At 40.9% G+C, this 20,069-nt stretch carries 16 protein-coding genes and 1 pseudogene; 8 read left to right on the top strand and 9 right to left on the bottom strand.

All coding sequences use genetic code 11. From position 1 onward, the window contains the following. The first annotated feature begins 432 nt into the window (after positions 1-432). Together FHG67_RS09355 and FHG67_RS09360 are read left to right on the top strand one after the other, a co-directional pair. The gene (locus FHG67_RS09355; RefSeq protein ID WP_004499557.1) at positions 433-1,845 is read left to right on the top strand and encodes a sensor histidine kinase; all 1,413 of its coding nucleotides are present in this window, start codon (positions 433-435) and stop codon (positions 1,843-1,845) included. Positions 1,846-1,895: 50 nt separating this feature from the next. After that, positions 1,896-3,767, top strand: a complete 1,872-nt coding sequence (locus FHG67_RS09360) for an ABC-F family ATP-binding cassette domain-containing protein (protein ID WP_004499602.1) — start codon at positions 1,896-1,898, stop codon at positions 3,765-3,767. 61 nt (positions 3,768-3,828) lie between these two features. On the opposite strand, the gene FHG67_RS09365 is transcribed toward FHG67_RS09360, so the two are convergent. From FHG67_RS09365 to FHG67_RS09375, 3 genes are read right to left on the bottom strand one after another with little or no spacing between them, the layout of a single operon-like run. Next, positions 3,829-4,962 (bottom strand): LIC11435 family protein, encoded by a 1,134-nt coding sequence (locus FHG67_RS09365; RefSeq protein WP_002626380.1) that lies wholly within the window; start codon positions 4,960-4,962, stop codon positions 3,829-3,831. Further along, positions 4,952-7,069, bottom strand: coding sequence for a FecR family protein (locus FHG67_RS09370; RefSeq protein ID WP_142499749.1), 2,118 nt, complete (start codon positions 7,067-7,069; stop codon positions 4,952-4,954). Before FHG67_RS09370 ends, FHG67_RS09365 begins: the two co-directional genes overlap by 11 nt. Next, a complete protein-coding gene (locus FHG67_RS09375) occupies positions 7,053-10,289 on the bottom strand; it encodes an adenylate/guanylate cyclase domain-containing protein (RefSeq protein ID WP_142499750.1) in 3,237 nt (1,078 codons plus the stop codon). The genes FHG67_RS09370 and FHG67_RS09375 overlap by 17 nt, the downstream gene beginning before the upstream one ends. Positions 10,290-10,480: 191 nt before the next feature. On the opposite strand from FHG67_RS09375, the gene FHG67_RS09380 reads away from it, so the two are divergent. The 3 genes from FHG67_RS09380 (at position 10,481) to FHG67_RS09395 (ending at position 14,215) form a co-directional block, all read left to right on the top strand. Then, positions 10,481-10,939 (top strand): peptidylprolyl isomerase, encoded by a 459-nt coding sequence (locus FHG67_RS09380; protein ID WP_036086478.1) that lies wholly within the window; start codon positions 10,481-10,483, stop codon positions 10,937-10,939. 778 nt (positions 10,940-11,717) lie between these two features. Next, the gene (locus FHG67_RS09390; protein ID WP_004496000.1) at positions 11,718-12,770 is read left to right on the top strand and encodes a sensor histidine kinase; all 1,053 of its coding nucleotides are present in this window, start codon (positions 11,718-11,720) and stop codon (positions 12,768-12,770) included. A 14-nt stretch (positions 12,771-12,784) separates the two neighbouring features. Then, a complete protein-coding gene (locus tag FHG67_RS09395; protein WP_142499751.1) occupies positions 12,785-14,215 on the top strand; it encodes a sensor histidine kinase in 1,431 nt (476 codons plus the stop codon). A gap of 10 nt (positions 14,216-14,225) precedes the next feature. On the opposite strand, the gene FHG67_RS09400 is transcribed toward FHG67_RS09395, so the two are convergent. The 3 genes from FHG67_RS09400 to FHG67_RS09410 form a co-directional block, all read right to left on the bottom strand. Continuing rightward, a complete protein-coding gene (locus tag FHG67_RS09400; RefSeq protein WP_004495847.1) occupies positions 14,226-14,657 on the bottom strand; it encodes an LIC13259 family plasminogen/vitronectin/complement-binding protein in 432 nt (143 codons plus the stop codon). Between the two features lie 13 nt (positions 14,658-14,670). Next, positions 14,671-15,132, bottom strand: coding sequence for a four-helix bundle copper-binding protein (locus FHG67_RS09405; protein WP_004499577.1), 462 nt, complete (start codon positions 15,130-15,132; stop codon positions 14,671-14,673). Positions 15,133-15,201: 69 nt separating this feature from the next. Next, positions 15,202-15,600 carry a hypothetical protein gene (locus tag FHG67_RS09410; RefSeq protein WP_004495900.1) on the bottom strand — a complete coding sequence of 133 codons (399 nt, stop codon included), beginning with the start codon at positions 15,598-15,600 and terminating at the stop codon, positions 15,202-15,204. 142 nt (positions 15,601-15,742) lie between these two features. On the opposite strand from FHG67_RS09410, the gene FHG67_RS09415 reads away from it, so the two are divergent. Next, positions 15,743-16,735 carry a GGDEF domain-containing response regulator gene (locus tag FHG67_RS09415; protein ID WP_002626250.1) on the top strand — a complete coding sequence of 331 codons (993 nt, stop codon included), beginning with the start codon at positions 15,743-15,745 and terminating at the stop codon, positions 16,733-16,735. A 100-nt stretch (positions 16,736-16,835) separates the two neighbouring features. Here FHG67_RS09415 and FHG67_RS22865 read toward each other — a convergent pair whose 3' ends face one another. Then, positions 16,836-16,979 carry an MOFRL family protein gene (locus tag FHG67_RS22865; RefSeq protein WP_080590980.1) on the bottom strand — a complete coding sequence of 48 codons (144 nt, stop codon included), beginning with the start codon at positions 16,977-16,979 and terminating at the stop codon, positions 16,836-16,838. After that, positions 16,973-17,218: pseudogene (locus tag FHG67_RS09425) on the bottom strand (DUF4147 domain-containing protein); the annotation flags it as partial. The pseudogene FHG67_RS09425 and the gene FHG67_RS22865, both read right to left, overlap by 7 nt. A gap of 203 nt (positions 17,219-17,421) precedes the next feature. On the opposite strand from FHG67_RS09425, the gene FHG67_RS09430 reads away from it, so the two are divergent. Next, a complete protein-coding gene (locus FHG67_RS09430; protein ID WP_002626232.1) occupies positions 17,422-17,814 on the top strand; it encodes a hypothetical protein in 393 nt (130 codons plus the stop codon). A 99-nt stretch (positions 17,815-17,913) separates the two neighbouring features. Here FHG67_RS09430 and FHG67_RS09435 read toward each other — a convergent pair whose 3' ends face one another. Further along, positions 17,914-18,678 (bottom strand): exodeoxyribonuclease III, encoded by a 765-nt coding sequence (locus FHG67_RS09435; RefSeq protein WP_004501425.1) that lies wholly within the window; start codon positions 18,676-18,678, stop codon positions 17,914-17,916. 98 nt (positions 18,679-18,776) lie between these two features. On the opposite strand from FHG67_RS09435, the gene hisD reads away from it, so the two are divergent. After that, entirely contained in the window at positions 18,777-20,057 is a 1,281-nt protein-coding gene (gene hisD, locus FHG67_RS09440) for a histidinol dehydrogenase (protein ID WP_016759586.1), read from the top strand. The last annotated feature ends 12 nt before the right edge of the window (positions 20,058-20,069 follow it).

The raw sequence follows: 20,069 nt of genomic DNA on the forward strand, positions 1-20,069 counted from the left end.
CATTTTCCATAATTTTCAAGGGATTTGATTCTGGTTTAAAAAATTCGTTTTTGGGAGAAGTGCAAGATAAAATTTTTTGATCTTGATAGAACTTTTTTTATCGACTGTATTTTTTAAGGAATGTAAAAGAGCCTTGGGTCTTTTCTTTTTTGATCTGGATAATCGGGTTTGATTGACTTTTCGTTCCTGATCCCTAAAAAGTGCCGGTACATCTGTCCCCAAAAAAACTCGGCATCTTTCTTGGCGCCGATCGACCTAAGTATAGTAGCTACTCAAATTTATACGATTTGTCAAAGGATCTGTAAAATGATTTGTGGAGTGGAGCATTCGGTTTCGGGAATAAGACAACCGATTTCAAGGAAACACGGCGTTTGAGTTTTCATCAGATCTTTGTAATAAAAAATTTAAATTTTGAGGATAGTCGCAAATAAAATGGAGCCGATCTCGATCACGGAAAAACACTATCAACTTCTTTTTGATTTTTCCCAGGACGGACTCGTGATTCACTCTGAAGGTAAAATTTTGAAAGCGAATGACGCATTGATTCGAATGCTCGGTTACGATTCGGTTGAAGAAGTGATCGGAAGACCGATTTTCCAATTTATTCACTACCGGTCCCAAAATATCGTCAAACAAAGGATTCAGAAAATGATCCAAGAAGGAGTGGGAGTCGGGATCGTTGAACAGGAATTCGTCCGAAAAGACGGCTCCACTTTATTTGTGGAAGTGGTCGCGACCACTTTTTTTGAAAGTGATCGTCAGTACTTCCAGGCGATCATAAGAGACATCAACTCTAGAAAACGGGCCGAACTGGAACTAGAGAGGCTTCGTTCCAAACTTAAGGTGACTCAGGAGAGGCTTTGCGGAGTGATCGAAGGAACGAAGGACGCCATCTGCGCGGTGGACATCAACTTTCGTGTAATCGCTTTTAATTCTTCCTTTGAACTTAGTTTTTGGAAACTCTACGGAAAAAAAATCGAGGAAGGAAATCTTCTTCCCGAACTCATTTGGGATCCGCTCGAACGAAGTGTGGTGATCGAAAATTGGAGCCGCGCTCTTCGGGGAGAAGTATATACCACGGAAAGAACGATACACGGTTTAGTTCAGGATGTCGCGATATTTGAAATCAGCTACAGTTCTATTCGAGATTCTTCTCATAATCTGATCGGTGCAACTCAGATCATTCGGGATATTACCGAAAGAAAGAGCGATGAGGAAAAACTGAAAAAAACCCTGGAAGAAAAAGAGGTAATGTTGAAAGAGATTCATCATAGAGTGAAGAACAATCTTCAAGTGGTGGCAAGTCTTTTGGGTTTACAGGCCGAATATTCTCAGAACGAAAAAATTTCTCGGATTCTCAAGGAGTGCGAGCGTAGAATTCAGTCTATGGCTTTGATTCACAAGGAACTCTATCAATCCGAGAATATTACAAAAATCGATTTTTGTGATTATCTCAACACCCTTTTGATCAGTCTTCTTCATTCTTTTGGAAAAGAAAAGAAAGTGGAATTCAATGTTTCCTCCAAACCGAATTTTGTTTCGATCGAAACAGCGATTCCGTTGGGACTTATCGTCAACGAACTCGTGACTAATTCCCTGAAATATGCGTTTTTGAACGAAAGCGAAGGTCAAATTTCGGTGAAGCTTCGATTGGACATGGGAGAATCCGTTTTGGAAGTTGGGGATAACGGAATCGGTATGCCTGAAAAATTCGACCTTGACAAATCTGAGTCCTTGGGGCTCAGACTCGTGGAAATTCTTTCCAAACAACTCAGAGGTAAGTTTGTACTTCTTCCTGCGGGAGAGGAAAGAGGAACGAAATTTCAAATCCGATTTAAAGCCTAAAAACACTTGTCCTCAGTAATTCTACTTCGGAATCTGCAAGTATCCGGCCTATGAATTTAATATCTGTCGATAAGATCTCTAAAGAAATCGGTTCTAAAGTTTTATTCAATCAAATCAGTTTTGGAATCAACGAAGGGGAAAAAATCGGAATTCTGGGAATCAACGGTTCCGGAAAAACGACCCTTTTGAAAATGCTCGCCGGTTTGGACGTTCCAGACAGCGGACAGATTATGAAGAATAAAATTCTTCGGATCGCGGTTTTATCTCAATCTCCCTCTTTTGATCCGAATCATACCGTCTTGGAACATATCTTTTCTAGTTCGAGCCCGATCTTGGAAACGATTCGGTCTTATGAGGCGGTTTGCGGACGTTTGGATTCGGGAGACGTAGAAGCGGAGGAGGAATACAATCGTTTGATGTTGGAGATGGATCGGCTTGGAGCTTGGGAGCTGGAATCTTGGTATCGGTCCCTTTTGAAAGAATTGAATATACGGGATCTTTCGATTCGAATGGGTTCTTTGTCTGGCGGAATGCTCAAAAAAGTTGCTTTGGTTCAAATCTTAATCGAAGAGTCCAATCTTCTTGTTCTCGACGAGCCGACCAATCATTTGGACGTGGATGCGATTCTCTGGCTTCAAGACTATCTGATCGAAACTAAAAAAGCCGTTCTTCTTGTCACTCACGATCGTTATTTTTTAGAAGAGATCACGGAACGAATTCTAGAATTGGAAAACGGAAATTTACTTTCCTTTCCGGGAAATTTCGGATTTTACCTGGAGAAAAAAAACGAAGCCGAAGTTATCCGCGAAAAAGCGGAGCAGAAAGAAAAACAATTTCTCAAAAAAGAATTAGAATGGCTTCGAAGACAACCGAAGGCGAGAGGAACCAAACAAAAGGGAAGGACCGATCGTGCGCTTGAGGTTTTGAATCGTAAAAAGGCGGGAAAAGAAATCGTTTTGGATTTTTCCGTTTCGGGCAAACGGCTCGGGAAAAAAATTCTCGAATTGAAAAATCTGCACAAATCATATCATAAACCCATTGTATATAATTTTTCTTATACGTTTAAAAACGGGGAACGGATCGGGATCGTAGGTTCGAACGGATCGGGAAAATCCACCCTCCTCGATATGATTGTGGGTAGGACAAAACCGGATTCGGGAGACGTAAGCGTCGGAATGAATACGAATTTCGGTTATTTCGATCAAGTTTCCAAAGAGCTTTCAGGCGATATGAGAGTGATCGAATATATCAAGAAGGAATGCGGCGCTTCGATCAGAATGAGCGATGATCGTGTTTTAAGTGCGGCCGACATGCTCGAACTATTTCTTTTTGATACAAGATTGCAAGCGAGTTATATTAAGAATTTATCGGGTGGGGAAAAAAGGAGGCTTTATCTCGTTTCCATTCTGATGACCGATCCGAATTTTTTGATCTTGGACGAGCCTACGAACGATTTGGACATTCGAACCCTTTCTGTTTTGGAGGAATTTCTGACCGAGTTCGGGGGATGTGTTCTCGTCGTTTCGCATGATCGTTACTTTATGGATCGGACGGTGGATTATCTTTTTATTTTTCAGGGCGAAGGAATCGTTGAAAAATTTCCTGGAAATTATTCCGAATATTTGGAATATAAGAATTATCTAAATAAGCAAAGGGAAAAAAAAGAAATCGAGATAAAACCGAAAGGAATCGATTCTTCAAAAACTAAAAAGGGATTAAGCTTCCATCAGAAGAAAGAATTGGACGTTTTGGAAACGGAGATTTTTTCTCTGGAAGAGGAAGAGCGTAAACTCACCGAAATTCTTCAATCGGGAACCGGAAAGCCGAACGAATTGGCGACCGTCGGTAATCGACTTACGGAGATTCATACCGTTCTGCCTTCGAAGCTGGAACGTTGGGAAGAACTTCAGAATTTACTTTAAATGGCGAGGATTGAGGAATTTATTTTTTTCGCGGATTGGAATGTTAGGATTGTCGCAAAAGTTATAGAAAAATTTTCATTCCTATTTCGAATGAGTTCGGAGAAAAAATATTCGAGGAACGGTCTCCTTGAATCGATTCTATTTTTCTGGTTTTAAAGAAGGGAACTATCTTTCGATCTGATTCGTAAGCTGCTTTGGAAGCGCTAGAACCGATCAATGCCGCATCCAGTATGTTTAACAAATACAGAATGGCGATAATTTCCAATGAAGTATTGAATTGTTCGTAGTGAGAGACCGCGTTAGAGTAATCGGATTGAACCTGCAGATAAGAGTAGGTTGCAAGAGGAAGAAATGCGGGGTCGCTCATGAGAAAAAAGCTTTGATTCAACGTTTTGCTTTGCTCTAGAGCGGCCAAACTGGAGTTGTATGCCGAAAGTCTTTCCGTGGAATAAACGATTGCGCCTATGATTAAAATCGGAAAAAGCCAACGTTTATATTTTTTATCCTGATTGGATTGTCCCCAACCTGGCAAAATTGCGGATTGAAAAGTGGGTCCCCATTGAATTTGGGGATATAAAATCCGATTGTCCTGTTTATTTCGTTTAACAAGCTCCGCAAGTTCCTTTTCCGAATCGGCGAGGACTAAAAATCCTTCTTGGGCGGACTTTTTGTTTCTAGGGTTTTCCAGAGAGAGGGTATAGCTTCCTTCTTTAAGATTCAGATTTTCGGTCTTGATTCTAATTTCTTTTGAATTGACGAATTCGAATTCGGTTTTGATTGTTTCGCCTGAAGGGAGAAGCAGCGTAGCGTTCATCGCTTCCGTAAAATTTTCGCCTTTGACGATTAAGGAAGATCCCAATTTTTCCTTTAAGATTCTTACGCCGGAATCGGGATTTATGAACGGGGCCCGAGAAACGATTACTTCGAAGGAAGCCCACTCGGAGAACACTGGAAATCTTCCGAATTTATTGAGTACCCCGATCCTATGTTCGTACACCCCGGGCGGAAGGTTCACTTCGAAACGAGTGGCTTTTGTTTTTTCGCGGGTGATTCTTCCGCTGGCATCTTTGATTTCTACTATGTAACTACCGGCTTCGGGAACAGGTTTCCATTCCAGATATCTACCTTCCTCTTCGCCCGAAACGGAAAAGGAAATCGAAAAAAGAACACAAGATAAAAGAATTCTATTCCACATAAATTTCCTTTGGCGAAAGAATTTCCGGAGGTCGGATTGTTTTACTCAGCTTGATTTCGAAGTTTCTGGAAATCGGGATCGTAAATTTTTGTGTTCCCGTTTTGTCTCTGTATCTGGCCGAGATTCTCCATTGAAATTTGCCTTCTTCTAATATTCCAAAATCCTTAAGAGAATAAGAATCCCCTCGAATTTCCTTTTTCAAAATCGATTTGTTTTTGCCGGATTTTATTTCTAAGATTTCCAGGGTTACGGATTCCATGTTTCCTTCCGTTTCCCAGCGAAATTCGATACTTTCCCGGTTGGAAATATCGATCGTTTCTTCGGTTGTAGGATAACTCTGACTTAAGAAAGGAGAGTTGTCCGAAGTTTTAAAACTTTGAGTTTTACTCGTTAATAAATTTTCCCCGCTCGAACCCAAAAGAGAAACCTTCCAGAAGTATTCTCCGACGGAAGGAATACTCACGGTTCCGGAAGAGGAACGGAAATTTTCCCGAATCACGTCTCCCGAAAATCCGGAGTTTTTAGAAACTTCCAATCTATAAACTCCGGAAGGGTCCGGTCTTTGCCAACGGAAAGTCAATCTATGGTTGGCCGGATGTCCCAGTTCTTGTTCGTTTACGGGAAATAGAAGTCCTAAATTTTCCAAAGATTGAACGTTAAATTGTCTGCTGGGCGAAAGAATCGACTCGCCTTCCTTTGTAGAAGCTTTGATTCTCCAGAAGTAAGTGCCGGCGTTCGTGATCGGAGAAGAAATCATGGATAAAGAATTCGTCTTTTTGTTAAATATGATATTCTTAAATTCCGAATCGTTTGCGATTTCCAAGATATATTCCACAAAGTCTGCGGAACCGGACCATACGAATAGATTTCCTTCTTTGGAGGATTTGCGAAGGGCGATTTCTTCCTGGTCGAAAGGTTTTTTCAAAGCGGGAGGTTCCGGTTTTTCCAGCTTTCTCAAGTTAAACGAAATTGCTTCCGAGGAAAATACTTTTAAATCGGTCAAAGAAGGTTTTGGCGTGACCCTTGCGAAATATTTTCCTTCCTTCGCTTTGTCCCAACGAAAAAGAGCGCCTTGGATTTCCTGGTTGACGAGAATTTCCTTAAAGTTCTTATCTTGCGCCAATTCGAACTTATAAGTATTCGTAAAATCGACGGAAGTCCATTGAAAGACTACGTTTGGAGGGTTGGATGTGAATTTGAATTCCTCTGATTTTGTCGGAGTAAAAAGAGAAGGTTTCAAATCTCCTAATATGGTAAGAGAGCGAGTTTCGCTATATTCGGGCGTCTTGGATTGCGGATTGATTGCGGTGATTCTCCAAAAATACGTTCCTTTGTCCAAAGACTTACTTAGGGAAATTCCATTCGCTTTGGATCGAATTACGTTCTTTGAGAAACTTGGATGATTCGAAATTTCTAATGTATATTCTTTTACGGCTTCCGCTTTGTTCCAATTAAAGGATACCGGAAAGGAACTCGTCGAAGTTTGAAAGAATTTTCTATCCCCGGGAGAATTCAGAGAGATCGATAGCGAACGAATTTCAGATTTCCCGTTTTTCAATTCGATCGCTTGGTTGTTTGTTAAATTGGATTCCTGATTTCCGGATATTACCTTTGCGTTACCCTTGGAAACTTCAAGATTGAGAGCTTGATCCTCCGCTTTGGAAAGTTTGAGGTCTCCCTTGTCTACTTCCACTGTGGTCTCTCCGCTTTTGATCTTCATCTCGGTGCCGCTGTCCTTGTTGGCGGAAACCGATCCGTATGCGAAGTCGATCGATAGGTTTTTATCCGAAAAGTCCAGAAAAATCATACTATTCTCGTCGAGTTTGATTTCGGTTCCGTCGTTTAGAACCAAAACGGCTTCGGCTTTGTCGTCAGTACGAACCGTATCCTTATTTCTGACTTTCATTTCGGTTTCGATTTCTTCCCAGACGACTTCGGAGTCGAATTTTCTCTGGGCTTTTCTATTTTTAAAGATTATCTTTCCGATCTCAGGATTACTTCCCTTTTTATGCCCCGAAGTTAAATGAAGGTACAGTAATATATTAAAAGTGAGGAAGAGTCCCGTAAGAAATGTGACTACGTATTTTCCTTCAGTCAAGTATCTCATACTTAACTTCTCCGGCTTCGGGGTCTTTCGTTTTATCTTTCTTAGGTGGTTCCCAAACGATTCCGATCTTTTTTCTCAGTTCTTCGACAGATTTAGGACAGTTCGGATCGTCTTTTCTTCCCAAAACCGCATAGATTATCTGCGGTTCTTCCTTACCTTTTACTTTGATCGATTGCATCTTTTCCACGTTGAAGATATCGGGAACGTGATCCAAAAGATTTTGTGTGATGAGGATGTCGGTTCCGAAAGGCTTATTTAAGGCTTCCACTCTCGATGCGAGGTTTACCGCGTCTCCGATTACAGTGTATTCGAGCCTTTGTTCGGAACCAATTTGACCCGCGATCACGGGACCATAATTCAAACCGCAACCGATTTGAATGATTGGTTTTTTATCTCCACCTCTTCCTTGATTGAATTTCAGAAGCGCTTCTCTCATCATCAGGGAACCGTTAATCGCGTTTTCGGCGTCTTTATCGGATGTCTTAGCGGCTCCCCAGGTCGCCATGATCGCGTCTCCGATAAACTTGTCCACGATTCCGTGCGTTTCGTTGACACAATGTACCATCTCAGTCATGTATTCGTTTAGGAATTCAACGACTTCTTCCGGTTGAAGTTTTTCGGATATCGAAGTAAAACTACGAATATCGGAGAAGAAAATCGCGCACATTTTTCTTTCCCCTCCGAGGGTAAGTTCGTGCTTTAAGACCATCTCCGCGATTTCCTTGTTTACGAACCTTCCAAGAGCGTCTTTTACTTTTTCTCTTTCTTCGAGACCTTTACCCATGTCCACGAAGTAGTTTGTAAGAAGGCCGACTTCGTCTTTTGTGGTGGAACTAATTCTGATTTTAAAATTTCCTCGTGCGATTTCTGTCGTGGCTTGCAATAAGTGTAACAACGGTTTGGTGATCGTCTTAGCGAAGAAAAAGACGATGAGTAGGGCCAAACAAAGCGCGATTCCCATAATAAGAAGGTTCGTTTTTTGAATCTTATAAACCGCTTCGAATGCCTTATCTTCCGGAACGATCGAAATGACGGCGGCTCCGCCGAAGCCCAGTTTTTGATACGAACCAAACCAAACCTTACCGTCTTTGTCTTTGTATTCGATTTGTTTCGTATTTTCCGAGCTTTTGACCATAGATTCCACGATCGGAAGATTCATAAAATTCGTATTTGATTGAAGAAGTTTCGCATCCGAATGAGCGATTAGATCTCCTTCTCCGTTCACCATGAATACATCGGATATATCTTGTTTTTGGAATGCGTTAAGAAACTTTTCCAGACGAAGGATCAGAACCAAGACTTTCGAATTGGAGCCGGAGGAAGGAATCGCGATTGCGAAGATCGGTTCCTTAAACTCGGCGCTTAGATTCTCCATTCTTCCGCCGGTAAGAATGGATTTTTGGATGAATCCGGATCTGTTTTGCACAAGATTAGAAATCGTTTTTGAAGAAACACTGAGTTCGTTTAAATAAGGTTCGTTGTAGAATTGGTTGACCGCGACAGGCGAGTCTTTTTCAATTTGATAGAGGCCCGCATAAATAAAGTCCGGATCGTTCTGAAAGAAGATGTCCGCGAATGAAATTCCCTCATTTCCCTGAACCAAAGCTCCGACGATTTGTTTTCCGTTGGAAAGAATTTCTTTGATATCGGTTTTGATTTTTAATCCTAAAATATTTACCAAATTTAAATTGTTCTGAAGGACTCGAACTTCCGAATCTTCTCGGAATGCGGAAGAAGCGAAGAAAATGATGGTGGAGACGGTGAATGTCATCAAAACGGAAATTACCGCCATCAATTTGATTTGAAGTGGAAACTTGGACTTTACAACCACGGAAGAAAGAGGGATATCTTTTTCCGATTTTGAAGCGGCTTGTCCGGATTTGCTTAATGAGGCCGATTTAGAAGCCGGACTGGAATCGGGAGTTCCGTTTTCTTCATTTACGATTTGCGAATGTTCTAAAGAAGCCGGACTGGAATCGGGGATTCTGTTTTTCTCATTTACGATTTGCGAATGTTCTAAAGAAGCCGGACTGGAATCGGGAATTCCGTTTTTCTCATTTACGATTTGCGAATGTTCTAAAGAAGCCGGACTGGAATCGGGGATTCCGTTTTTCTCATTTACGATTTGCGAATGTTCTAAAGAAGCCGAACTGGAATCGGGAGTTCCGTTTTTCTCATTTACGATTTGCGAATGTTCTAAAGAAGCCGAACTGGAATCGGGAATTCCGTTTTTCTCATTTACGATTTGCGAATGTTCTAAAGAAGCCGGACTGGAATCGGGGATTCCGTTTTTCTCATTTACGATTTGCGAATGTTCTAAGGAAGCCGGACTGGAATCGGGGATTCCGTTTTTCTCATTTACGATTTGCGAATGTTCTAAAGAAGCCGGACTGGAATCGGGAATTCCGTTTTTCTCATTTACGATTTGCGAATGTTCTAAAGAAGCCGGACTGGAATCGGGAATTCCGTTTTTCTCATTTACGATTTGCGAATGTTCTTCTGAAATTGAAACCGGAATTTCTTTCAGCTTTTGAGTGCCGTCTAAATCATCGATTTCAATTGCATGGATCGAAGCAGATTCAAAGGAGGACGGTTTTGGATTTTTCTTTTCTTCTTTGGTTTTTATGGGATTTTTTGTTAGAGAGCTTTCGTTTTGAATCTTAGAAGCGGAAGTATGTTTGCCTTTTTGAACTAGATGAACCGATACGGAAAATTCTCCCGGAGGAATTTCGGGAAAGGAATGTTGTTCTTTTTGTTTGGCAAGATATCTTCGAAATGTCGCCTGATCCGGGGCAGAGTAACCGAAATGGAAAATTTGACTCTGGAGTTCGGAGTTACTCATCGAAGGGGAAGCGGCGAGTAAAAGTTTGGAAAGGAGCAGTGGAAACCTGGTTTCGCAATCGGGTGCGATTAAAAAGAGAAGATTCCCTCTTTTTAAGAACTTTTGAATCTGTAAAAATGTACTATATACTGAATCGTTTGTTTCTGGTCCAGGAGGGATAAGAATTGAAAGAACTGTCACAGAAGTGGGAATCGATTCGAGCGTATCCGCGTCAACCGAAGGGTCGTTTGAGATAAAGCAGACCGTTCCGATTTCTTTTTTCGTAATTTCTTTAGAGAGAATAGAGGTATCAATTCGAGAGTTTGACTGAGAAGCTGAAATAAATAGAAGAACTCCTGAAGTTCCGAATGGAAGATAACGATGGTGGGTTTCTAACATGAATGATAGCTCTCTTATCCAGGAAAAATAATTCCGTTATGAGGAACATTCTATTTTGCTCCTGGATTTTCCTTTTATATTATAGTATCGCTCACTTGTGCATTTTTGTTTATTTTTTACAAGAAATCGTTTTCTGTCATTTTATGATACCGGAAAATGGAAATAAATTCTTAAAATTAGAGGGAAGCGGCATGTCAACTGCGGTATTCAAGACGAATTTTGGAGACTTTTCAGTTTATATAGATCAGGAAAAAGCCCCGGTTACGGCCGGCAATTTTATCAAACTGGCAAAAGACGGATTTTACAATGGTCTTACATTTCATAGAGTCATCAAAAATTTTATGATTCAAGGAGGTTGTCCGATTGGAAACGGGACGGGCGGGCCTGGCTATAAGATTCCAGACGAGTTTCATAAAGATCTGAAGAATGAAAAATACACACTTTCCATGGCAAATGCGGGGCCGAATACGGGCGGATCTCAATTTTTTATTAATGTAAGGGATAACTTCTATTTGGATAACCGTCATGCTGTTTTTGGAAAAGTTACGCAAGGGATGAATATCGTAGAGGCGATTTCAGAGATGGAAACTGGTTTTCATGATAAACCGACAAAAACGGTTATCATCGAAACGATCACTGTTTCCGAATAAATTGGTTTGATAGAAAATGATCAAAAGCCATTGAAACAAAGCGTCTCAATGGCTCTTCAAAAAATAATTTTCCGTAGATTTTTACCGGTAAAAACATTCCAAAATGTTTGATTGGAAGATTCTTGTTGGTGTTTCGTATTAAAATTTGAATTCGATCAAAACTCTTAAAGCACCATTCTCTTTTTATAGCTTATTCTGAAATTCAAGTTTTCTATTAGGATCGGCTTATAAGCCATCATAACCAACCCCACAAGTTAAGAAGGTTTTTAGAATCAGAAAGATCAAAAAACGCTCATTTTTCAAGTGTTCCGACAAGAATGATACTTTTTACTTGCAAGAAGTATGATTTTTTGATAGAGAAAAATTTCCCGAACCTTTCCGCCTCCACCCAAAAATAAGGGTGGGAGAACTAAGTTTCATAGAGGATTTGTCGTAATTCCGACAAATTTATCTTCAGATCCAAATATTGTGGATATAAGCCATAGTCGTTCATTTTGAGACCGCGACAGTCGGTAAAATCCTGCAATTTGAGGTATTTTTTGTATGGATTCGGGAAAATCATAAATTCAAAAAAAAGAATATTCTGAAATTCGTAAAAAAGGGGAAAAAAGTTAAAAACCAGGATTGACATTTTATTGAGATATTCGCTTTTTAACTCCAATGGAGGAAAGATTGAGATATACATTTTTTTTCGATGAATTTTATTATAATTAAGGATTCAATTTCGAATATGCATGGATTTAGTCGTAGCGCATTGGGGATTTGAGGCATTATTGGGATGACCGAATCCGAATTTCAGGTTTTGTCTCATTTACAAGCACCAATTGGTGTTTTGAATGGGGATTTGCGTATTATAATATGCAATTCTTCTTTTGTAAAACTCTGTTCTTTCTCCGATTCGGGAGAACTCAAAAACCAAAAGCTGGGGCAGATACTCGCATTTCAAAATTCTTCTCTTTTAGAAAAATTTAAAAATTGTAAATTAGAAGAAACGATTTTTTTCAGAGAACGATTTCTGAATTCTTTCCGAAAAGAAATCGATCTCAAAGGCGCTTTGACCCGACAAAAGCTGGGAAACAAGGAATTTTTCTTTTTGGAGGTTTTAGATTCGTCCTCGGATTTCAATTTAAAAACCAAGGAGAGAGAAATTGCGGCGATTGTTTCTAAAGTCTATCACGATTTGCAGGAGCCGATTCGAAGTCAGACTACGTTTTTAAGGTTGTTATCCGATAAATATTCGAACGGGTTAAACGAGAAAGGAAAGGAATTTTTGCAGATCAGCATAGATTCCGCACAACGCCTTTGGAGTCGAATTAACGGTTTACTTTCATTTTTGAGAATTGAAAAAGAAAAGAACGTTTTTAAAACTCTTTCTCTGAAAGAAATTATAGAAGAAACTCTTACATCGTTCGAAGGAGACTTCCTGAAGATTGGTGCTCGGGTGAACGTCGAAGGGAACTTTCCTAAGATTGTAGGAAATTCCTTTCTTTTAAAGGAACTTTTTTCGAATCTCTTTTCGAATTCGATCCAATTCAGAAATACGGACGTCGCTTGCAAACTTTTCATTTCTTATTCCGAAGAAGCTCAGTTTCACATCGTTCGCGTTAGAGACAACGGAATCGGCATTGATAGATTGGAAAAAAATTATTTCATAGATTTATTCAAAAAATATCATTTATCGGAGGAGTTGTCCGGGCCGGGAACCGGATTGTTTTTTTGTAAAAGGATCGCGGAACTTCACGGAGGAAGTATAGAGATAGAAACCGATCGAACTTCCGGTTTTGGAGTGATCGTCCGTTTTCTTCGAGAGTTTAAGTTAGAACAATTATAGAGAGTTTCCTTCTTATGTTTAAAGACACTTTTTCAGTCCTTTTAATCGAAGATTCGAATGCGGATTATAGATTGATTCAGGAGTATTTAGGCGAATCTCAGAGTCCTTCCTTTCGAATTAGCCGTAGCGCCAACTTTTCCGCAGGGTTGAATATCATCTCTAGCGAAAATCCCGATTTAGTGGTGTTGGACCTTTCTCTTCCCGATCGGGCCGGTTTGGATGCGTTATCCGAAATCAAAAGGAAGTTCCCTCAAATTCCGGTGATTATTTGTAGCGGGGCCGAAGATGAGGAGATTACCGTGAACGCTCTTCAAATTGGAGCGCAAGATTATGTTTATAAAGGTAGGTTCGATTCTTACTCTTTGAGTCGTTCTCTCGTTTTCGCTTATGAAAGAAATCGCCTCGCCTTGGAACTCGAAAAGAAAAATGTCTTCGAACAAGAAAACGATGAAAGATATCGTTTGTTTTTTCAATACAATCCTCATCCGGCTTTTTTATTCGAACACGATTCTTTGGAGATTTTGGAAGTGAATCAGGCTGTTCTCGAAAAATACGGATATAAAGAGAAGGACTTGATTGGAAAAACTATTATGGAGATTTTCGCGCCTTCCGATTTCGAAAGAGTAAGACAGGAAATCATTTCCTTTAAGTTCGGAGTCAATCGGGCGTCTTCTTTCGTTCATAAAAAAAGGGAAGGGGAAGAATTGATCGTAGACACCACAGTTTACAAGTTCCGTTATCGAAACCAGATTTTGGATCTGGCGGTTGTCACCGACATTACCGAAATGGTTCGTAATCGGGAATCGATTCTTGCTACGTTGGCGGAAAAGGACACTTTGATTCAGGAGATTCATCATAGGGTCAAAAACAATATGCAGATCATGGTTTCTCTTTTGAATCTTCAAGCGGACAATGCGATGTCTAGAAATCTCACCTCGAAGGAACTTTACAGTTTGTTAAAGGATACGGAAAGTAGGGTATTTTCGATGTCTTTGGTCCACAACGAGCTTTATAAGTCCAGTAATCTCTCGCATGTAGACTTCCATAGTTATCTGAATATGCTTTTGGAAAATCTTTGGAATTTATACGGTGTGGATCCAAATATCAAACATTCGGTCGAAGCTCGCGGTTTGATCTTAAGTATGAATATCGCGATTTCGCTCGGTCTCATCGTATGCGAACTCGTCACAAACGCGATCAAACACGCTTTTTCGGAAAGATATCAGGGCATGTTGCGTATCGTCGCGCTTTCCGAATCGGGAACTGTGATCGTAACGATTGAAGACAATGGAAAGGGGATTCCCGAAGAATTTGTGAATATGGATCACGACACTCTCGGCTTACAGCTTGTCAGTATTCTTACCAAACAAATTCAAGGAAAATTGAAATTGGAAACTTTAAATCCGGGAACCAGATTTGAAGTCCGATTCCCGGAACAAAAATGAAACGGTTTGTTTATATTTTTTTTCCGCAACTTTTCATGGAAGAATCATAAGGATTTTGGACCTTATCTCCGGATGCGATCCATTTCTTTTTTACCATGGGGCAGTAAAAAACGTGAAACCCCGTAGATTCATCTTTTTGAATATAATCCTTTAAAGCTTCCGAAAGTTCCGCATAGGCTTCCAGTTTCGCTTTTTCATCGACTGAGTTTTTGAGTTTCTCCGCCGCTTTTAGGGCGGGTGCAATGGAGGAATCCCTGGCCGCTTCCTGTTGAAGGGAAGCGATCAACGGATCCGCGAATACTTCTTTTCCGTTTAAAAAGGATTTATGAATCCGATCCAATTCGGATAAGATCGTAGGTCTTGTGGGGAGGATCGATTTCGCTTCCGAAAAACCTGCCAGTATAAGACAAAAAAAAGAGAATATTATGATTTTCTGCTTCATTTGATTTCTCCGCTTAGACAACTCTTTTGAGTTCCATGATACATTCTCTACAACTGTCCGCACAGTTTTTGCAGATTTCATGATGGGATTCGTGAACTCTACATTCCTTTTCACAGACTTCACAGGCCCTGATACAGGTTGCGGCAATTTCCTTTGCAAAGGGGGAATGAGAGGAACCCAAACTTACGAAGGCTTTGCAAAGCACCAAAGTATCTTTTACCGCTTTTAAGCAGTCTGCAAGCATCGTATCTCCAGAGGAAAGGCTTTCGTCGCAGTGCGTGAGACAAATTTCCGAGCTTAAAGCGCACTTGGACGCCGCTTCGAGAATTTTTTTGTCCAGTTTCTTGGAGAGGTTGTTCTCGGATTTTTTTGATCCCGGATGTTTATGATTGGATTCTTTCGCTAAAAGCGAACCTGCGGACGCGAATGCCAGCAAAGCTGCAGATTGAGTGATTAGTTCTTTTCTAGTTAACATATAATATTCCTTAATTTTAAAGTTAAAAAACAATTTTTTACAAAGATGATATGGAGGGGGAAAATTAAATCAAATCAGAAGTCTTACGGTAGAGATCAACCGAATGATGAATTTTTGAGCGTTGTAATTCGGATTTCGATCATACGAATTTGTTTGAGAGAAAAAAATCCCGAGTGTAAGATGGAAAGAATTTTGAACTGCGGTAAGAATCGAAAAATAATTTTTACCCAGTTCGGGAGTTTTAGGATGAACGGATTCGGACGATACGAATAAATTGCAGGCTGAACAGGTATTATCCGTAGAATCATTTGTACTTTCGGATCGATGACAAGTTTGTTCCGGCGTTTGGTTAGAAACAACGAATGCGGGACAATTGTTTCCGGAAAGCATTACCGTAGAACAAAAAAGAACAGCGCTCAGACCGAGCGTTGCTAAAAAAGTTGCGCAACGTTCTATTTTTTTGCTCATTCTGTTTTTTTAGACTTCGGAAACCAAAAAATCAGGCAAGAAGTTTTTAAAAAATCGTTTGATTTCATTGGCAATTAGGTAAAGTTTTGTATTTCTTTCCTAGGTTGGTCCGTTGTTTTGAAAACTGGGGAGAACATTCGTGATGAATTCCATTCTTATTTTAGACGACGCACAAGAGAATTGTATGTTGATGCAAGGTATCTTGAGAAAGTCGGGATACAAGAATACGTATACGAGCCAATCTCCGGAGGAAGTCATCAACTGGTTGAATTTAAAAAGCCAGGACCCTCCTCAAAAAGAATGTTCTTTGATTCTTTTGGACATTCTTCTCCCCGGAGTTACTGGATTTGAAATTCTCGAATTGATCCGCGAAAAAAAGGAATTAAAGGATATTCCGGTTATCATGATTACCGCATTGAAAGAATCGAATGTCTTACAGAAAGCGTTTGATTCGGGTGCGATCGATTACGTCATAAAACCGTTCGATGCGACCGAACTTTTGGCGCGGGTTCGTTCCGCCCTTCGACTTTTCGAGGAAATGACTCGAAGAAAAGAGAGGGAAAAAGAGTTGGAAAAACTCACCGATCAGCTTCAAGAAGTGAATTCTTATCTCGTCGCGATTTCGAGAACGGATTCCCTTACGGGACTTTATAATCGGCGATACTTCGACGAGATTTTGACGACGGAATGGAAACGATGTTGGAGAACCGGCGCCAGTATTGCTCTCATCATGTTGGACATTGATCATTTTAAACTTTATAACGATACCTACGGACATCAAGGCGGAGATCAATGTTTGAAACAAGTGGCACGTGCAATTAGAGACTGCGCTAGAAGGGCGGGGGACGTGGCCGCAAGATACGGAGGAGAGGAATTTGCGGTCATTCTTCCGGAGACAAACGAATCGAATGCGGTGGTCGTAAGTCGGAATATTTTGGAAAACGTGGAAAAGATGGCGATTCCACATTTGGCTTCGAAAACGAATTCGATTGTAACGGTCAGTATCGGAATGGCTACTTTAAGTCCGAGCCCCGAAAATTCCATCACCGAACTGATTGAAAGAGCAGATAAAGCGCTTTATTTAGCGAAAGAGGAAGGAAGAAACTGTCTTCGATTTTATCCTCAAAGCGATTGAAATATTTTTTCGAAACGGCCGTCGGTTTCAAAAACAATTCAGGGTAGATATTCAAAATTTGTTAAGAACAAATTTCGACGCGAAAGTCGTTCCAAAGAGATCAATTCGGATTTATCCATAAAAGTTGAATATCATTCACGTTCGTTCCGGTAGCTCCTGTAAAAACCAAGGAATCGGCCCGCTTTAAAATTTCGTAGGAGTTATGGTTTTTGAGAGCGGCGTACGCGTCGTTCGTTTTGGAAATTTTTTTCCGGAACTGTGTCCGTACTTGGTGAGAATGATTCCTTCAAAAATTTGAGATGGCAAGACTTCATACGCCGCTTGGGCCATTTCTTCCGCCGCTTTTCCGACGGAAAGGAGAAGGATTTTCCCAGAAAGTTTATGTTCTAAAAGAAATGTACGAACGGCCGCACCGGGCAAAGATTTTCGAATCGCAATTCCTCCCAAATGGAATAGGATCGATTGAGGTGAATGGAAATTTATGTTTCCGCGAGTTTTAAATTTCCTGGAAAAATGCGAAAATTGCCGATAGGATGAAAAAAACAAAGAATTTGGGATTTTGATTGGAAGTGCTTGAGTTGCTAAACGTAAAAAAGAGGAAATTGTTTTTTTGTTGCGCCGCACAACAAAATATAGGAAGAATTCATTGAATAATCTTCTTTTCTCTTTAGAAGAAGGAGGTGCGCATGTTTGAAAAAATGATCGAAGACTTTAAAGATTCTGTCAAGGAATCCGTTCGTATTCCTTTGGAAGTTCACAGTAAGACTGGAAATTATTCTGCAGAAATCGGTGGTTGGGAAGGCACGTCCATGAGCCTCAATCTCGGTCGTTTTAATTCGGATTCTGTCGGTGAGTCTGCAACTTTGGAAGTCCGTATTCCGTTTTGGAAAGATCCGATTTTGCTCCACGGAACGATCACCGAAAAGAAAATCGTTCGTTCCAAATCCTTGGAGAGAATGACGGATCATGTGCTCCTGTTCGAATCCGATGCGATCGGGTTGGTTAAAAAGTTCCTACCTAAATTTCCGGTGGATCTCAAAAACTGGAGGCTTTTAGAATTTTCAAAAAAGGCGGTTTGATCAGTCGAATTCACAAGTTTTAGCTTGTCGATGATATACCGATCGACTAGGAACTACTACAATTTTTGAGATCTTAAGAAAGAATTTACTCTTGAACGTCTATAGTTTGATTTCAAATTCCAATGGAGCGTGGTCGGAAAGCGGTTTGTCTGTATAAATCGATTGGCTTTTTACGTTCTTTTTCAATTCTTCCGTTACAAAAAAGTAATCTATTCTCCATCCTTTGTTTTTAGCCCTGGCTCCCGCTCGAAATGTCCACCAAGAATACTCTTGTTTTTCCGGATAAAGATAACGGAAGGTGTCCACCCAACCCTGAGCTAAAAATCCGCTCAACCATTCTCTTTCTTCCGGTAAAAATCCGCTACTTTTTGCATTTCCTTTCGGATCGTGAATATCCTGAGGAGTGTGCGCGATGTTTATGTCTCCGCAGAGTATGATGTTGGGTTGTTTTTTTCTTCTTTTGATAGCTTCCTTTTGAAAGAGGTCCAGAAATTTCATCTTTGCGGCTTGGCGTACGTCTCCCGTTGTCCCAGAAGGAAAATAAGAGTTCCAAAGAGCAAAATTCGAATATTCCAAATAGATACTTCTTCCTTCTTTATCGAAGAACGGATCTCCGAGCCCGATCGTAATTTTCTGGGGAGGTTTTTTGTAAAGAACGGCGACTCCGCTATATCCTTTCTTTTCCGCGCTGTGGAACACGGGAGTATATCCACTTTCTTCCCAAAGAGAAGAAGAAACCTGTTCCTGCATCGCCTTTGTTTCCTGAAAACAGATAAAGTCCGGTTTTCTATCCCGAATATAATCGCCAAGTCCTTTTTCGAGAGAGGATCTGATTCCGTTGCAATTGAGAGAGATGAGTTTCATAGGCAAGGTGTAAGTTGGATGAATTCTCTTCCCGGGCAATTGTTTTTTGGGTAAATTTCAGATGCAGGAACAGTTCTTTCGAAAATCCTGGTTTTTTGATGGCAATACAGATTCTACAAGTCGATTTGAAAAATCGGTCGGTTTTGAACCCGATTTTAGAACGTGCCAGAGAGGATTTGAGTTCTACTTTGAGCCTCGTAAAACCGATCATTGAGGACGTGAAAAGTCGAGGGAACGAGGCTCTTCGGGAATACACCCGTAAGTTCGACGGTGTCGTTCCGGGTTCTTTCGTTTTAGACCTTTCCCAATTGAATCCTAAGATTGATTTGAAATTGGAGCGAGCTCTAAACAAAGCGGCGGAGAATATCAAAGCCTTCCATCAGATCCAAATTCCGGAAGATAAAGAAATTATAGTTCACGGAAATCGCCTCGGAATCCGCCATACCCCCGTCGAATCGGTTTCCGTTTATGCCCCCGGCGGAAAGGCGTTGTATCCTTCCACAATTTTGATGGGTGTAATTCCCGCTCAACTTGCGGGAGTGAAAAATATTCAAATCGTTACTCCTCCGCAACAAGGTTTTTTACCGGATGGTCTCATCGCGGCCGCAAAGATTGCTGGTGCGGATCGTGTTATTCTTGCAGGAGGCGCCCAAGGAATTGCGGCGGTTTCTTATGGAACCGAAACGATTCCCGCCTCCGAATTTGTAATCGGTCCCGGAAACAAATTCGTGACCGCCGCAAAAGTTTTTTTGAGCGGTCAAGGTGTGATCGGTATCGACAGCCCCGCCGGTCCGAGCGAGGTTTTAGTCGTAGCGGATGATTCCGCAAATCCTATTTGGGTGGCGTCGGATCTTTTATCCCAAGCCGAACACGGAGAGGATTCGGTTGCGATCCTTTGCACGGACTCTTTGTCCTTTGCCGAAAAGGTTCGCGCGGAGGTAGAGAAGGCTCTTCTGGAAAGGCCTAAACGAGGCGGAATAAAACGGAAATCCATCGAAGACCACGGAAGAATATTTGTTTTTTCTAATTTAGAAGAATGTTTTGCGTTTTCGAATTTATTCGCGCCCGAACATCTGGAAATCCAGACAAGAAATTTTAGGGAAGACCTGAAAAAGATCCGTCACGCGGGGTCGGTCTTTTTAGGAAACTATTCTCCCGTTGCCATGGGGGATTATATCAGCGGGACCAATCATATTCTTCCTACCGCGGGCGCCGCGAGAATTTATTCTTCCCTCGGAGTTTCCACATTCTTAAAGAAAGTCACATGGCAGGAAGTTTCAAAGGAATCACTCGAAGATCTTTATCCCCACGTCAAGGTCCTTTCCGAATTCGAAGGTCTGGACGAAGAACACGGAACTTCCGTAAAAATTAGAATTTAATTGTATTTGAAT

Source organism: Leptospira weilii, from assembly GCF_006874765.1.
Lineage (GTDB): Bacteria > Spirochaetota > Leptospiria > Leptospirales > Leptospiraceae > Leptospira > Leptospira weilii.

Coding starts and splice junctions, on each gene's coding strand:
- FHG67_RS09415 (WP_002626250.1), top strand. CDS start 15,743: ATGAATTCCATTCTTATTTTAGACGACGCACAAGAGAATTGTATGTTG.
- FHG67_RS09355 (WP_004499557.1), top strand. CDS start 433: ATGGAGCCGATCTCGATCACGGAAAAACACTATCAACTTCTTTTTGAT.
- FHG67_RS09380 (WP_036086478.1), top strand. CDS start 10,481: ATGTCAACTGCGGTATTCAAGACGAATTTTGGAGACTTTTCAGTTTAT.
- FHG67_RS09435 (WP_004501425.1), bottom strand. CDS start 18,678: ATGAAACTCATCTCTCTCAATTGCAACGGAATCAGATCCTCTCTCGAA.
- FHG67_RS09395 (WP_142499751.1), top strand. CDS start 12,785: ATGTTTAAAGACACTTTTTCAGTCCTTTTAATCGAAGATTCGAATGCG.
- FHG67_RS09365 (WP_002626380.1), bottom strand. CDS start 4,962: ATGTGGAATAGAATTCTTTTATCTTGTGTTCTTTTTTCGATTTCCTTT.
- FHG67_RS09430 (WP_002626232.1), top strand. CDS start 17,422: ATGTTTGAAAAAATGATCGAAGACTTTAAAGATTCTGTCAAGGAATCC.
- FHG67_RS09400 (WP_004495847.1), bottom strand. CDS start 14,657: ATGAAGCAGAAAATCATAATATTCTCTTTTTTTTGTCTTATACTGGCA.
- FHG67_RS09405 (WP_004499577.1), bottom strand. CDS start 15,132: ATGTTAACTAGAAAAGAACTAATCACTCAATCTGCAGCTTTGCTGGCA.
- FHG67_RS09410 (WP_004495900.1), bottom strand. CDS start 15,600: ATGAGCAAAAAAATAGAACGTTGCGCAACTTTTTTAGCAACGCTCGGT.
- FHG67_RS09370 (WP_142499749.1), bottom strand. CDS start 7,069: ATGAGATACTTGACTGAAGGAAAATACGTAGTCACATTTCTTACGGGA.
- FHG67_RS09390 (WP_004496000.1), top strand. CDS start 11,718: ATGACCGAATCCGAATTTCAGGTTTTGTCTCATTTACAAGCACCAATT.
- FHG67_RS09360 (WP_004499602.1), top strand. CDS start 1,896: ATGAATTTAATATCTGTCGATAAGATCTCTAAAGAAATCGGTTCTAAA.
- FHG67_RS09375 (WP_142499750.1), bottom strand. CDS start 10,289: ATGTTAGAAACCCACCATCGTTATCTTCCATTCGGAACTTCAGGAGTT.
- hisD (WP_016759586.1), top strand. CDS start 18,777: ATGGCAATACAGATTCTACAAGTCGATTTGAAAAATCGGTCGGTTTTG.